This window comes from Roseofilum sp. SBFL (genome assembly GCF_017746885.1).
In the GTDB taxonomy this organism is placed as follows: Bacteria; Cyanobacteriota; Cyanobacteriia; order Cyanobacteriales; family Desertifilaceae; genus Roseofilum.
The window spans coordinates 34,826-49,562 of sequence record NZ_JAGHZH010000175.1 but is presented as its reverse complement, the minus strand read 5'-3'; the positions used below and the strand labels follow the sequence as shown (position 1 = coordinate 49,562).

Annotated in this window: 9 protein-coding genes; 4 read left to right on the top strand and 5 right to left on the bottom strand. The window is 43.0% G+C overall.

What is annotated here, in order from left to right; translation table 11 throughout:
* The first annotated feature begins 13 nt into the window (after positions 1-13).
* Positions 14-2,881 (top strand): EAL domain-containing protein, encoded by a 2,868-nt coding sequence (locus J7545_RS18970; protein WP_318701330.1) that lies wholly within the window; start codon positions 14-16, stop codon positions 2,879-2,881.
* Here the strand turns inward: J7545_RS18970 and J7545_RS18965 are convergent.
* Positions 2,856-4,493 (bottom strand): Ppx/GppA phosphatase family protein, encoded by a 1,638-nt coding sequence (locus tag J7545_RS18965; protein ID WP_318701329.1) that lies wholly within the window; start codon positions 4,491-4,493, stop codon positions 2,856-2,858. The genes J7545_RS18970 and J7545_RS18965 overlap by 26 nt on opposite strands.
* A gap of 70 nt (positions 4,494-4,563) precedes the next feature.
* On the opposite strand from J7545_RS18965, the gene J7545_RS18960 reads away from it, so the two are divergent.
* Positions 4,564-4,875 carry a Dabb family protein gene (locus tag J7545_RS18960; protein ID WP_318720006.1) on the top strand — a complete coding sequence of 104 codons (312 nt, stop codon included), beginning with the start codon at positions 4,564-4,566 and terminating at the stop codon, positions 4,873-4,875.
* Positions 4,876-4,901: 26 nt separating this feature from the next.
* Positions 4,902-6,335, top strand: a complete 1,434-nt coding sequence (locus J7545_RS18955; RefSeq protein ID WP_318701327.1) for an ATP-dependent DNA helicase RecQ — start codon at positions 4,902-4,904, stop codon at positions 6,333-6,335.
* Positions 6,336-6,591: 256 nt separating this feature from the next.
* On the opposite strand, the gene J7545_RS18950 is transcribed toward J7545_RS18955, so the two are convergent.
* On the bottom strand, positions 6,592-6,855 hold the full coding sequence (locus J7545_RS18950; RefSeq protein ID WP_318701326.1) for a hypothetical protein: 264 nt from the start codon (positions 6,853-6,855) through the stop codon (positions 6,592-6,594).
* Positions 6,856-6,894: 39 nt separating this feature from the next.
* Positions 6,895-8,253 (bottom strand): DNA phosphorothioation system restriction enzyme, encoded by a 1,359-nt coding sequence (locus J7545_RS18945; RefSeq protein WP_318701325.1) that lies wholly within the window; start codon positions 8,251-8,253, stop codon positions 6,895-6,897.
* 270 nt (positions 8,254-8,523) lie between these two features.
* On the opposite strand from J7545_RS18945, the gene adhE reads away from it, so the two are divergent.
* On the top strand, positions 8,524-11,196 hold the full coding sequence (gene adhE, locus J7545_RS18940; protein ID WP_318701324.1) for a bifunctional acetaldehyde-CoA/alcohol dehydrogenase: 2,673 nt from the start codon (positions 8,524-8,526) through the stop codon (positions 11,194-11,196).
* A 132-nt stretch (positions 11,197-11,328) separates the two neighbouring features.
* On the opposite strand, the gene J7545_RS18935 is transcribed toward adhE, so the two are convergent.
* Both J7545_RS18935 and J7545_RS18930 read right to left on the bottom strand, forming a co-directional pair.
* A complete protein-coding gene (locus J7545_RS18935) occupies positions 11,329-11,976 on the bottom strand; it encodes a Uma2 family endonuclease (RefSeq protein WP_318701323.1) in 648 nt (215 codons plus the stop codon).
* Positions 11,977-11,994: 18 nt separating this feature from the next.
* The gene (locus tag J7545_RS18930; protein WP_318701322.1) at positions 11,995-14,526 is read right to left on the bottom strand and encodes a GAF domain-containing protein; all 2,532 of its coding nucleotides are present in this window, start codon (positions 14,524-14,526) and stop codon (positions 11,995-11,997) included.
* Positions 14,527-14,737 lie beyond the last annotated feature (211 nt).

Genomic DNA, 14,737 nt, shown 5'->3' with positions numbered 1-14,737 from the left:
TTAACCTATTACTTTGAATAATCACGAAGTTGAGTGGAAAGCGACTCAGGGGAGAGATCCATCTACCCAGTCAATTATACTGGAAAGTAGAAGCGATCGCTCCCTAAGCGGTCTGGTTGTATCAGGCGATCGGGGAATTCCCATTCTATTTTTTAGTTTAGGACTCACCAGTGTTGTTTTAATTAGCAAAACCTTGAACAGAACAAATAAAAACAATCTCTTCACTACCCTGGAAAACTTCTCCGATCGAGAAAACGAAGGTTTTAATCATATTTTATGGGAATCGAATCCAGCGTTTTTTGTAGCCATTGGGATAGATGGAAAGGTAAAAAAAATCAACAAATCGATGCTGGAAGTTTTAGGATATACAGCAGAAGAAGCGATGGGTTTAGATTACCTCTCTCACTTTGTCCCAGAAGCCGATCGTGCTGAATTATCGGTAATATTTGAACATCATTATCATTCCCTAGAACCCATCCATCATCAAAATCGCATATTAACTAAAGAAGGTCAAGAAATTTTAGTAGAATGGAATGGACGTTCTATCGCTAATCCAGAAACCGATCAAATCGAATATTTTGTTGGTCTAGGCATTGATATTACTGACCGTCAACGTCGCGAAACGGAAATTCATCTCCTTTATCAACTCACTCAAGCAGTTAGTGAATCCAAGAATTTCGATCGCGCTCTGGCAGTAACGATGGAACTCATTTGTGAAGCTACTCGTTGGGATATTGCTGAAGCTTGGATACCTTCTGCTCAAAAACAGGAGTTAGTCTGTAGTCGAGTCTGGTATCAACACAGTCAAATCTGTCCAGAAATATATCCAAAAATCCAATATTTTCGAGCGGTCAGTGAGCAGATGGCTTTTCCACCTCATGTCGGTTTACCTGGACGAGTCTGGGGTTCACAAAAAACGGAATGGGTTTTTGATATCTCTCAAGAATCATGTGATTTGTTTTTCCGCAATAAAGTAGCAGCAGAATGTGGTATAAAATCAGGTTTAGGAGTTCCCATTTTAGCTAATCATCATATTTTGGCTGTGTTAGTCTTCTTCAGAAGATACTCTCAAGAAAAAGATCCTAAGTTGATGGAATTACTGGCTTCCGTAGCTATGCAACTTCGATCGATGCTTGAATTGAAGCAAGCTGAGGCAAAATATCGGAGTATTTTTGAGAATTCCATGGAAGGTATTTTTCAAACGACTCCTGAAGGAAAAATGATTGGTGCTAATCCAGCATTGGCTAAAATTTATGGGTATGAATCTGCTGAAGATTTGATGGATAGCATGGCAGATGTGGAGCATCAACTTTATGTTAATCCGGAGAGTCGAAAAGAATTCAAAATGTTGTTAGAAGAAAAAGAAGTACTCTCTCAGTTTGAAGCGGAAATTTATCGTCGGGATGGCAGCATTATTTGGATTTTGGAACGAGCAAGAGGGGTTAAAGATAACCAAGGAAATTTACTTTATTATGAGGGGTCTGTCGTTGATATTACAGAACAAAAACAGCAGGAAACAAGACTGCGCTATTATGCCTCCCATGATTCGTTGACAGGACTGATTAATCGGGCCTATTTTATCAAGGCTTTAGCTAAGGCTAATGCTCGATATCATGAAAATCCTAACTATCAATTTGCGGTTTTATTTATTGATTTAGATGGGTTTAAGAGTATTAATGATAGTATGGGGCATTGGGTGGGCGATTTGTTGTTGATTGCGATCGCCTGGACTCTACGACAGTGTATTAGCGAACATGACACCATTGCGCGATTAGGCGGGGATGAGTTTACGATTCTGGTGGAAAACCAGGATCGGCTACAAGATGTGATTGATATTGCTAATCACATTCACGAACATCTTGAACAACCTTTTAAGTTAGGGGGTCATGATTTGTTTATGCAGGCTAGTATTGGTATTGCTTATAACTTACCTGAGAATCAGGATGTGGATGATATCCTCCGCAATGCCGATATTGCCATGTATCGAGCTAAAAAACAAGGTAAAAATTGTACTGTTGTTTTTGATTGGACTATGCGTCAAGAAGCGATGGAGCGAATGCAGATCGAAACGGATCTGCGTTTACTACTCTATCCAGAAAATAAGAATAATGCACATCCAGGAGAATTTTATGTCTACTATCAACCCATTGTCGCCTTAGGAAGCGGTAAAATTATTAGTTTTGAATCTTTAATTCGATGGTATCATCCGGAGAGAGGATTTGTTTCTCCTGGAGTATTTATCCCCGTTGCTGAAGAATCGGGTTTAATTGGCGCTATTGGTGAATGGGTATTATTAGAAAGTTGTCGGCAATTAAAACAGTGGCACACCCAATTTAGGGATTTTTCCCACTTAAAGATGAGTGTGAATTTATCGAGTCGCCAATTAACGCCGAATTTATGCGATCGCATCGATTGTATTCTAGCTGAAGCGAATTTACCGGGCCAATACTTGAAGCTAGAGATTACGGAAACGGCTATCATGGAAGATCCTGAAAGTGCGATCGCCATTTTCCACGAACTAAAAAAGCGCAATATCGAACTCTCCATTGACGATTTTGGCACGGGATACTGTTCTTTAGCTTACTTACATCGTTTCCCTGTGGATACTCTGAAAGTAGATCGCTCTTTTGTGCAAAAAATAACCCAATGGGGAGAAAAGGCAGAAATTGTTCATACAATTATTTCTCTCGCGCACAGTTTAGGGATGGAAACTATTGCTGAAGGGATTGAAACCATCGATCAGATGCAGCAACTGTGCAGTTTAAACTGTACATTTGGTCAAGGCTACTTTTTTGCTAAACCCTTAGATGCGGAAAATATTACTCGATTATTGCAGGATAAAAAACGTTTTTCAGTTAACTCAAACCTGCACGTACTTTAATTCCATATTCTGATTCAAACACTTCTTTTTTATCATTAATACTCCAAAGTTCTAATTCGCAATTGTCATTGATATCGGCTGGCTGAAGTTTTAAATAAAACTCTTTTGTTGAAGGGTTATAATGACTACTAAAAGACTCGACTGCCCCAATTTGTCTGCGGTCTAAAGCAACGGCTAATCGTAAAAATGGGCTAACTTGACTCACTAACTGGCGATCGCTCTTATGCATCAAATTGGTATAGTTTTCATGCTTTTTCTTCGGGGCACTTTTCCGATGATATCGGGCGATATTGGCAATAATTTCTACTTCATTTTCTGTATATCCCAGTAATTCACCATGGCGAATTAAATAATAGGAATGCTTATGATGGGCTGCATGGGACACATAAACTCCACAGTTATGTAAAATTGTGGCTACATAGAGTAGTTCTCGTTCTGAGTTTCCCCAATAATGGAGAATTCCTTGGGTGCAATCAAACAGATGAACAGCAAAATTAGCCATACGCTGACTCGATTCTAAGTTCACCTGATATTTTTGGGCTACTTTGAGGACACTACGATAGCGGACTTGGCTTTGATATTCTAATTTATCGCCAATTAAACCATGAGTGAGCATCCAGTCTACAATGATACCTTCTCGTAGGGCCCGCTCGCAAATAACTAAGGAATTGATACCCAATAAAATCATGGCTTCTTGGAGAACTAAAGCGCCTGCGATAATGATTTCTGAGCGTTTTTCCGACATTCCGGGAATTTGGGCGCGATCGCTCTCTGGCAGCTTACGCAAATGCTCAATAATCTCTTGTAAGTTTTTTAGCTTTAACTCATAACCGGTTAAGGGACTCGGTTCCATACCTAGCCGTTCCCAAGCATCAATACATGCTAAGGTTTCAATGGTTCCCGATGTGCCCACTAACCGGGGAATTTCGCCCCATTGAAGATAACTTTGTAGCTCTTCAACTGCCCGTTCTAAGCGTCCTCGAATATAGGCTTTGAGATAGTTAAATTCGCGATCGCTAATCGGATCGGTGGTAATAAATTCTGCTGTTAACCGGACGGCTCCCACCTTGGTGCTGCTCAGGGAGCGAGGTTCTTGTCCATCTCCTAAAATTAACTCCGTCGATCCCCCACCAATATCAATAATGGCATGGGGTAGACCTTGAAAGTCCATCCCAGAAAGGACTCCAAGATAAATTCGTCGTGCTTCTTCTTGTCCAGAAATCAGATTAATCTCTAACCCTAGTTCAGATTTAATCTGTTTGAGGAAATCTCGACCATTTGGGGATTCTCTTACAGCGCTGGTAGCAACAGCGACAATCTCATCCGCTTCGAGGCTTTTAGCAATCTGCAAAAAACGCCGAAAAGCAGCGATCGCCCTCTCCATTACCTCTACTTTCAGCTCCCCCGTTTTTGAGTCGCGATCGCCCAAACGAACTGTTTCCTTTTCCCGGTCAATAATGGTAAACGCGGGGAGTGTGGGATCGATCCGAACCACCACCATATGTACAGAATTGGTTCCCACGTCGATCGCCGCTAAAATCTGAGGCGTTTCGGGTGTCGGAAACGTAGGAGTCTGAATCAGGGTTGAGGAATCGACGAGCTGATTAACCATGATAATGCTTTCTTTAGCCTAAGCTTTACGATCCAGGGTATCTTTAAAAGGGACTTAATTGACCTCTCCTATGATCGAACATATCGTCTTGTTTCAATTTAAACCCGATGCCTCCTCCGAGAGCCTCTCAGCCGTCGTTAGCCGACTCAGGGAATTAAAAGGTAAAATCCCCCAAATTCTTGCATTATCTTGTGGCGAAAATTTCTGCGATCGCGCCCAAGGATTTACCCATGGATTAGTTGCTCGTTTCCAAGACTCTACCAGTCTACAAGCCTATCAAGATCATCCCGCCCATCAAGAAGTAGTACAAACGCTAATTAAGCCGATTGCCGTTAATATTTTAGCTATGGATTATGAAATTATAGAGGATGGGGAGGAATAGGAGGATAGGGAGAAGGCATAATTACCATGGAATTTGAACAAGTCTGCGCTGCTTTTCAACAGATTTGGGGATATGAAAATTTTCGCTATCCCCAAGGGGAAATTATTCAGACCTTATTGAGGCAAGAAGATGCCCTAGTCGTCATGCCGACTGGCGGCGGAAAATCCATCTGTTTTCAACTGCCTGCCCTATTACAAAATGGAGTAACTTTAGTCGTTTCTCCGCTCGTGGCACTGATGGAAAACCAAGTACAAGAACTGCGCCAACGGAACCTCAAAGCCGCCTCTCTCCATAGCGAACAGCCCACCTATGTCCGGAAACAGGTCTTCCGACAGCTTGAAGAGCAGAAACTGAGATTACTCTATCTTTCTCCAGAAACCTTGCTCAGTCCCCCGGTTTGGGATCGACTGTGTTTACCCAAACTTAAGATTAATGGACTCATTTTAGATGAAGTCCATTGTTTAGTTCAGTGGGGGGAAACTTTTCGCCCCGCTTATCGCCGGTTGGGGGCAGTTCGTTCGACTTTATTAAAGCATAAATCCAGTGGCACAAAATTGGCGATCGCCGCCTTTACCGCGACTGCTGATTCCCATACCCAATCGATTCTCAAAGAAGTCTTGGATCTCCAAGATCCACAAACCTTTCTCCTCAATCCTTATCGGAAAAATCTCCATTTAAGCGTTAAAATTGCTTGGTCGCCCAGGGGACGCAAAAACCGAATTTTGCAGGTTCTCAAACGAGCAAATGGGCAAAGTGGGTTAATCTATGTTCGCACTCGCAAAGATAGTGAAATACTCTCTCAATGGCTCCAGCAGCATCGGCTGGCTACGGCTGCTTATCACGCAGGTTTAAGTCCAGAGCAGCGACGAACGATTGAAAATCAATGGTTTGAGGAACAAGTGCAAGCGGTTGTTTGCACCTCTGCTTTTGGAATGGGGATTAATAAACCGAATGTGCGCTGGGTAATTCACTACCATCCGCCCCTGCTTTTATCCGAATATATGCAGGAAGTGGGTAGAGCGGGACGAGATGGACAACCTGCACGAGCTATTACCTTAATCAGCGAACCTACGGGATGGCTCGATCCTGGGGATAAACAGCGACAAAACTATTTTATCGGACAAGGGCGATCGCTTCAGCAACTCGCCCAAAACCTCACCTATACCCTACCCCCTCAAGGTGATGTACGACAGCTTAGTCAATCCCATCACCAAGCTCCCCTGGCTTTATCCGTCCTCCATAGCCAGGGAAAGCTCACATGGCACAGTCCATTTCACTATCAAATCCTGTCGAGTTCCTCATCGAGTGCCTTAGACAATAACCAAGCGATACGAAAGATGGAACGTTATTTAATGACTTGTAGCTGTCGCTGGAAATTCCTGTTAGAAGCCTTTGGATTTAAGCAGGTAGAGAATTATCAGTGTTTGCATTGCGATCGCTGCCAGTTTATGGGGAGATAGGGTAGTAAGCTTTGGAGAATCGTCTTTCTATGGGCGATCTCTGCGATCGTTACTAATACTATAATTCTTGCTACAAATGCGTACTGTAGAGACAAGGCACACCTTATCTCTACCCTGATTGTGATGTCTAGCATCAATAAAAGGAACTCGTTAAGTGAGGACAGCTAAAAGCTCCACCAAGTCTGTTGTTTACTCCCCCTATCCCCCCATTACAGCACGAAGCGCTATAGACTGATAGCACAGTCGTCTGTGAGTCCTAAGCATCTCTTACTTCTTCCTTAATAATCTTGAGAATATCATCATTAATATTACGAGGACTAGAAAAATGCAACTTATCCTTTTCCACTTGCAGTACCCGTTTTACAACCTTTTGCACTTCTGGCGAAGCTTGCTTAAGCGGTTCTAAAACTGAATCATGAGTTGAATTTGAGCGAGTAGAAGTCGTTTTATATCCCGATTTCTTCGCTGAAAAAATCCGGGAAATCCGTCCTATAAAACCATCAGAATAATGAACACTCATAAGCACTCAACCGAAAACCCTTCTTTATTGTACCCAATCTTACAAATCTAGAAGTCCGTATTCTTTCTGAAGTCCTAAGAATTGCCCGCGAGCTTCCCCCGCATTATCAGCTAAATCGGCAAATTCTACAAACCTCTGTAGCTCTTTCCTCAACAGGTTGCGCTCCACATCCCAAGTTTGTCGATCCAAAGGCGGAGGAACCACAATCAGATCAAACAATGTCGCCCGTTGCTTATGGGGATGGGGGCGTAAAATTCGCCCGCGACGTTGGATAAATTGCCGGGGGTTACGACTACTCGCGAGAATAATAGCCGTTTTAATCGCAGGAATATCCACCCCTTCATCTAAACAGCGCATGGCAATTAATCCTTGGAGTTCCCCTTGCTCAAACTGGTGACGCAGGGTTTCCCGTACAGATAAAGAGGTATTAGCCGTGTAGGTATTCACCCGATAGCCCAATTCTACCCCCAATAATCGGGTAACAGCAGCAATTTGTCGATCTGAAGAATCGCTAGTTTTGCCCTCTTGCGCTCCATCGCCACAGTAGAATAGGGTATGGCTGGTTTGCAGGCGCGGTTGCATAATTGCTCGCAGTTTATCAAGTTTATTTTCAGCATTAGCAATTAACCTAGATCGCCGAATTAATAACGCCGTTAATGTCTCATTTTCCTCTAATTTCTCCCCCGCAGCCAAAGCCCAACCAATACGCGTGGTTAATTTGGCATATTTATAAGCTTCACTTTCCGTTAAATGCACCAAAACCGGATAATATAAATAATGTACCAATGCCCCTTGATCAATGGCATCTTTCAAGGTCAATTCTGGGGGAATTACCGGGCCAAAATAATTAAAAATCGCCTCCGTTCCCGCCTGGTCAAAAAAACGCTCTGGGGTGGCAGAAAGGGCTAACCGCAGTCCTACTCGTGCGGGTAAACTCTCTTCTAATTTGGCTGTCCCCAGATTATGGGCTTCATCTCCCACAATTAACGTCTTTGAAGGAAAATACGCCAACTGGGACTGAAATCCATCCCCCAGTAACGTCGAGTTGGTCGTAATCACACAGAGAAAGACTTGCCTCTGGACTTGCACATTATAAAGTTGAGTCGATAACTCGTGTTGCCAATGGCGTACACTTTCAAAAGCTAAAATCGGCAACATCCCAAAACGTTCGCATTCTCGCCCCCATTGAGCCACTAAATGACGGTAAGGACAAACCACAATTAGGGCTTGTAAGCCAATACATTGATACAGTTGAACAGCAATAGCTAAAGCGGTAATTGTTTTGCCACTACCCGTTGCCATTTTCAGTGTTCCCCGTCCTTGATGGGCAAACCAATTTGTCACTGCTTTTTGTTGATAAGGGCGCAGTTGAATTGAATCTGGAATACAGGGAAACATCGTCTAGTATAGGGCTTCTCGCTTAGCAAAAAGTAAAAGGCAAAAGCAGCAGTTTTTTCGGTGATGGAATACAGTCAAATTATCAAGACGCATGTTCTACAACCTATTATTTATTATCTATTATCTATAAATTAAAGTAATATCGAGAAAAAGCCCATAAAACTTAAGACTTTCTAAAGATATCCCCCAAAATCCAAGATGATCCGGTGTTAATATACAGTAACCCTCTTACGGGAAATTTTCATTGCAGTATTGAACGAGAGAACGAGTATGGTCACTCAAACTAAGATTACTAACCTGGAAGAACTAGAAGCCCTAATTACCCGCGTGAAAACCGCCCAAGTGCAATATGCCACCTATAGCCAAGAGCAGGTGAATCACATTTTTAAGAAAGCGGCTTTAGCCGCTAATGCAGCTCGGATTCCCTTAGCAAAAATGGCCGTAGAAGAAACGGGAATGGGAGTAGCCGAAGATAAGGTGATTAAAAATCATTTTGCTTCAGAGTTTATTTACAATAAGTATAAGAATGAGGAGACTTGTGGGGTAATCGAAGAAGATAAATCCTTTGGGTTTCAGAAAATAGCCGAGCCGGTGGGTATCTTAGCGGGAATTGTACCCACGACTAACCCCACATCAACGGCTGTTTTTAAGGCCCTGATTAGTTTGAAGACGCGCAATGGAATTATTTTTTCTCCCCATCCACGGGCGAAACAATGTACGATTGATGCGGCGAGAATTGTCCTAGAAGCGGCAATTGAAGCGGGTGCGCCAGAGGATATTATTGGCTGGATTGATGAGCCGACGGTTCCCTTATCCCAGGCTTTGATGCAACATCCTGATATTAAGCTAATTTTGGCAACGGGCGGGCCGGGAATGGTGAAAGCTGCTTATTCTTCAGGTAATCCGTCTTTGGGTGTGGGGGCTGGCAATACGCCAGCTCTGATTGATGCTTCCGCTCATATCAAAATGGCGGTTTCTTCGATTATTTTGAGTAAGACGTTTGATAATGGCATGATTTGTGCCAGCGAACAATCGGTGATTGTTGAAGATGAAGTTTATGATGAAGTGCGACAAGAGTTTATTGCTCGGGGCGCTTATTTTGTTACTCCAGAAGAACGGGAGAAATTAGCCAGTAAGGTGTTGGTAAATGGTCGATTGAATGGGGAAATTGTCGGTCAACCGGTGCAGAAATTGGCGGAAATGGCTGGTTTTTCAGTTCCGGAACAAACGCGGGTAATTTTAGCAGAAGTGGATAAAATTGGCCCAGAGGAACCGTTTTCCTATGAAAAATTATCTCCCATTTTAGCAATGTATCGGGCGACCGATTTTGAGGATGCGGTGGATAAAGCTCGTGGTTTGGTGGCATTTGCTGGTCGAGGTCATACGGCTGCATTGTATACAGCGACCTCGAATATGGAGCATATTAAGCGGTTTGAAGACCGGGTGGAAGCAGCGAGAGTATTGATTAATACGCCATCTTCCCAAGGGGCGATCGGAGATATTTACAATTTCCGGCTCGATCCATCTTTGACCCTGGGATGTGGAACTTGGGGCGGAAATTCGATTAGTGAGAACGTGGAACCCAAGCACCTATTGAATATTAAGACGGTGGCAGAGCGTCGGGAAAATATGCTCTGGTTCCGGATTCCGCCCAAAGTGTACTTTAAGTATGGTGCATTGCCAGTGGCGATTCGGGAGTTAGCGGGCAAAGAACGGGCATTTATTGTTACTGATAAGCCCTTATATGATTTGGGGATGACCAATTCTCTGGAGGAGGCGCTGGAAGAGATTGGTCTAAAGTACGATGTGTTCTATGATGTGGAACCCGATCCGTCTTTGGATACGGTACATCGAGGCTTGACCTTGATGAAAACCTTTAATCCGGATGTGATTATTGCCATTGGGGGCGGTTCTCCCATGGATGCAGCCAAGATTATGTGGTTGTTGTATGAGCATCCAGAGATTGAGTTTGAAGGGTTGGCGATGCGGTTTATGGATATCCGCAAGCGGGTGTATGAGTTGCCACCGTTGGGTGAGAAGGCGATGCTAGTAGCAATTCCGACGACTTCTGGAACGGGTTCGGAGGTGACTCCATTTGCAGTAGTGACCGATCGCCGCAATCATATTAAGTATCCTTTGGCTGATTATGCCTTAACCCCGAATATGGCGATCGTCGATCCCGAATTGGTGCTGAATATGCCCAAGAGTCTAACCGCTTTTGGGGGCATTGATGCCTTAACTCATGCGATCGAAGCCTATGTTTCTGTGTTAGCGTCCGAATATACTAACGGATTAGCCTTAGAAGCGATTCGCCTCATCTTCAAATATCTACCAGATGCATACGAAAAAGGAGCCAATGCACCCAAAGCACGGGAAAAAATGCATTATGCTTCCACCATGGCTGGAATGGCCTTTGCCAATGGATTTTTGGGAATTTGCCACTCGATTGCCCACCAATTAGGAGGAACGTTCCAGATTCCCCATGGGTTAGCCAATGCCCTAATGATTTCCCACGTCATTCGGTACAATGCTACCGATGCGCCCTTTAAGCAAGCAACCTTTTCTCAGTATAAATATCCCAATGCTCGCTGGCGCTATTCTCGGATTGCTGATTATCTCAACTTAGGAGGAGAAACCGAAGACGAGAAGGTTTCCCTGTTAATTCAAGCCGTGGAAGATCTCAAGCGCAAGGTGCAAATCCCCTCTAGTATTAAGGAATTCATTAAAGAGGATGAAGCCGCATTTTTTGCCCAATTAGATCAGGTTGCAGATCAGGCTTTTGATGACCAATGTACGGGGGCAAATCCCCGTTATCCTTTGATTACAGACTTAAAGCAACTGTTAATTGATGCCTATCACGGGAATTTGGATCTAAGCGTGAATGGCTCTAATGGCAAAGCTTTAGTTGCACCTGTAGAGCATTTAACAGAAGTTACCCATTAAATCTGAACTAGGGTGAGGGTTTACTCATTAAATCCTCTCAATCATGAGACCTGATTGTAGGGGCGAACGGCCGTTCGCCCCTATTTCATCAAGAAATAATTGAATAGAATTAAAGCTACACCTAATCTTAAATTACACCATATTCGTGGAAATCCGATCCTGTAACCATTGCCGAAACTCACGCAGAAGAGCATTTTCTCCCATTTCACAGCGTCGCTTTAGAAAATCCAGTATGATCTGCTTCGATAAAATTGGCAAAATCTGAGAACCATCCTGCACTTGATACTCCCCATCCTGGAGACCATAAATCAATAAATCCTCGCTATCAAAGCGCCACACCTCAGTTACACCCAGCGCCTTATAAATATCTAACCGATGTAAAGATCTGCTGGTAATATCTACTTCAATTGCGAGGTCAGGAACTGGATCGAGGGTAAAATCAAAGGACATTTTACCCCGTACCAGAGCCTCATTTTGAATATAAAAACACTCATCTGGCTCAATCCCCTTTTGTAAATCCCCACGGCTTAATGTAGTAGAACCCAGACTAGCAACTTCTAAACCCAAAACTTCCGTTGTTATGCAGACCAAACGCCCTAAAAAGCCCTTACTGATCTCATGTTCCGGTAAAGGAGTCATGATTTCTAATACCCCCCGATCAAATGCTAACTTTTTATTGGAAGATTCTGCTAAATCGACCAATAAAGCCTGATAAGTTTCCCACCGTACTCCATGAAGTTGTGTAACACGTTCTGGCTTGACTAATGTTTGAGTTGCCATACCCATTGTTAATTGATATTACTTTGTCGTCATCGTGTGTACCCCATCCCAGGAATCTGGGGGAGGATTGTGTAAATAAACCTGAGAGCGTTCTACGTGAATTGTAATCGCTTTATCCATGGGATCGAGCGTTTGTGCTTGCTCAAAATACTGAATGGCTTGGCTAAAGTCCCGATGAATATATGCAGAGCGTCCTAAATGGTATAACTCCAGTGCGTCTTGCTGCTGGGAGTCTAGAGCCACTTCTTTATCGCCAATCACTTGATAAATACTGACGGCTTCATTTTTACCTTTGACTCGAATTTTATCAAGTTCTCTGACCCACAGGCGATCTCCGCACAACTTATAAGTATTCTCGCTAATAATAATATCACAGCCATATTCCTTCGTCACCCCTTCGAGGCGAGCGCTCAAATTCACCCCATCCCCAATCACGGTATAATCCATACGCTTGCGAGAGCCAATATTTCCCGATACCACTTCTCCGGAACTAATGCCAATCCCAATACGAATATGGGGCTGATTGTCCATAAAGCTACTATCATTAAAAATCTGTAATCTTCGGCGCATATCTAAAGCCGATTTCACCGCCATCCAGGGATGATTAGGTAAGGGAAGAGGTGCGCCAAAAACTGCCATCAAAGCATCCCCAATAAACTTATCTAAGGTTCCTTTACAATTAAACACCGCCTCAACCATGGTTTCAAAATACTGATTGAGTAACGTTACCACTTCCTGAGCGCCTAAATTTTCCGTCAGTGTTGTATAGCCACGAATATCCGAAAACAGAATAGTCACATCTTTTCGCTCTCCAATCATCAGAGAATCATTATCCAATGCCATAACTTGATCGACCACATCCGGATTCATATAGCGATACATTGTGGTCTTCATGCGTTTTTCTTGACTAATATCTTCTAACACCACTAATCCACCTCTGACTTCACCGCTCGGATTGGTCAGAGGATTAACCGTTAAATTAATACTGCGATCCACTGCTCCTACATCTTTAGCAGAGATTTTGACTTCATTGGGATCGTTCCAAGGAATAAACCAATCTGGGTCGGTTGGGTCTTTAATCGCTAACTTAAAACATCTTTTATCCCCATGAAGAGGATAAATTCCAACTTTTAAATCCTGCTCAGGAATATATTGCTTAGTACCATTTTTTAGACTATCTTCTATTCGCATCTTTAAATTTTCAATCGGGACAACCTCCCAAACCTTACGTCCAATTAACTTAGACTCCCAGACCTGAATTTGAGTTTTCGTTTCTTCTGAATTCCAATAACATCCCAACAATTCTAGCGCGGCTTCATTAAGGGTAACAATTTGACCCTGCATATCTGTAGAAACAACGGCATCCGATAAACTTTCTAAAATATCTTTTTGATATTGTTTTTCTAACAAAACACTTTCAAACAATTGGGCATTCTCTAGAGCCATCCCTGCCTGAATATTAAAGGCTTGCATAAACTCTTCATCAGAACCGGTAAAGCTCCCTTGTTCTTTATTAATTAGTTGGGTTACACCAATGAGTTTTTTAGATGAATTAAACACCGGCATACATAAAATATTGCGCGTATGATAACCCGATCGCCGATCTGTACTTGGATCGAATCTGGGGTCTTCATAGGCATTCGGAATATTCAGTAATTCTCCAGTGGAAGCCACATAACCAGCAATCCCTTTATTCGTAGGAATACGGATTTCTAATGGAGTTTTGCCATCAGCCTTAGCAATTTTTGTCCAAAGTTCTTGGTTTTCTTTACTGAGTAAAAATAATGTACTGCGGTCAGCCTTCATCAAATCTCGCGCTTGTGCCATCACGGAGTTTAAGGTCAATTCCACATCTAAGCTCTGACCGAGGGTTTGGGTTGCTTTTAAGAGGGCTTCAGCTCCCCGTTGATTGCGAGCAGCCATATAAAAAGATTGACAAGTCTCTAAGATGATGCCAATGGATTCAGAAAAATCTTTAAATGTTTCTTGGTCCTCAGCCGAAAAGGGTAATCCCCCAGCTTTATTGGATAATTGTACCACTGCCACAACTTGCCCTTTACTGCTAACAATGGGCATACAGAGCAGGCTTTTAGTTTGATAATTGGTTTGTTTATCGAGTTCGGGTTGAAAGAGGGGATGAGTCGGGGCATCTTCAACATTTAAGCATTCTCCAGTGATGGCCACATGACCAGCCATACCCACATGAAGAGGAAAGCGAATTTCAATCGGCTTTTCGGCATCCGGTTGATTGATTTTTGACCATAACTGCCCCTTATCCTCATTCACCAAGAAAATTAGGGTGCGATCGGCTTCCAAAATTTGCCCAATTTTGAGGGTGAGGGCATCTAATATCTGTTCCAACATGGCTTCTAGAGCTTCATTGTTGATTAGCTCGATCGCCCTTAAAAACTGCTGAAATTCAGCCGTGATAAAATCGAGTAAACAAATAAACTCTTTAACCGGGAGGTCTTTCACCCTCGCGGTTAAGGCCCCCATCATGTTCACTTGGGCAAGAGTCGCCAGAACGCTGCCAGTGTTGGGTAAGGTCATAGGAATGCCAAGCTACAAGATCTCATTTCTTATTGTATGTTAACTAGATTTAGGGAATAGGGAATAGGGAATGGGAAATTATACCACCGATCGCATTAGATCGGGGACTGAGTCCCTTGAATGTTATTCTTCTTACAGCCCTCCCCACTGTTATGTAGTATAATATCTAATTATCTCTGACGATATACCACAAGATCCTTACCCATTACCC

What these genes read in the sequence shown, in the direction of transcription:
- J7545_RS18965 (WP_318701329.1), bottom strand. Translation starts at nt 4,493, where the DNA reads ATGGTTAATCAGCTCGTCGATTCCTCAACCCTGATTCAGACTCCTACG.
- J7545_RS18960 (WP_318720006.1), top strand. Translation starts at nt 4,564, where the DNA reads ATGATCGAACATATCGTCTTGTTTCAATTTAAACCCGATGCCTCCTCC.
- J7545_RS18955 (WP_318701327.1), top strand. Translation starts at nt 4,902, where the DNA reads ATGGAATTTGAACAAGTCTGCGCTGCTTTTCAACAGATTTGGGGATAT.
- J7545_RS18950 (WP_318701326.1), bottom strand. Translation starts at nt 6,855, where the DNA reads ATGAGTGTTCATTATTCTGATGGTTTTATAGGACGGATTTCCCGGATT.
- J7545_RS18945 (WP_318701325.1), bottom strand. Translation starts at nt 8,253, where the DNA reads ATGTTTCCCTGTATTCCAGATTCAATTCAACTGCGCCCTTATCAACAA.
- adhE (WP_318701324.1), top strand. Translation starts at nt 8,524, where the DNA reads ATGGTCACTCAAACTAAGATTACTAACCTGGAAGAACTAGAAGCCCTA.
- J7545_RS18935 (WP_318701323.1), bottom strand. Translation starts at nt 11,976, where the DNA reads ATGGCAACTCAAACATTAGTCAAGCCAGAACGTGTTACACAACTTCAT.
- J7545_RS18930 (WP_318701322.1), bottom strand. Translation starts at nt 14,526, where the DNA reads ATGACCTTACCCAACACTGGCAGCGTTCTGGCGACTCTTGCCCAAGTG.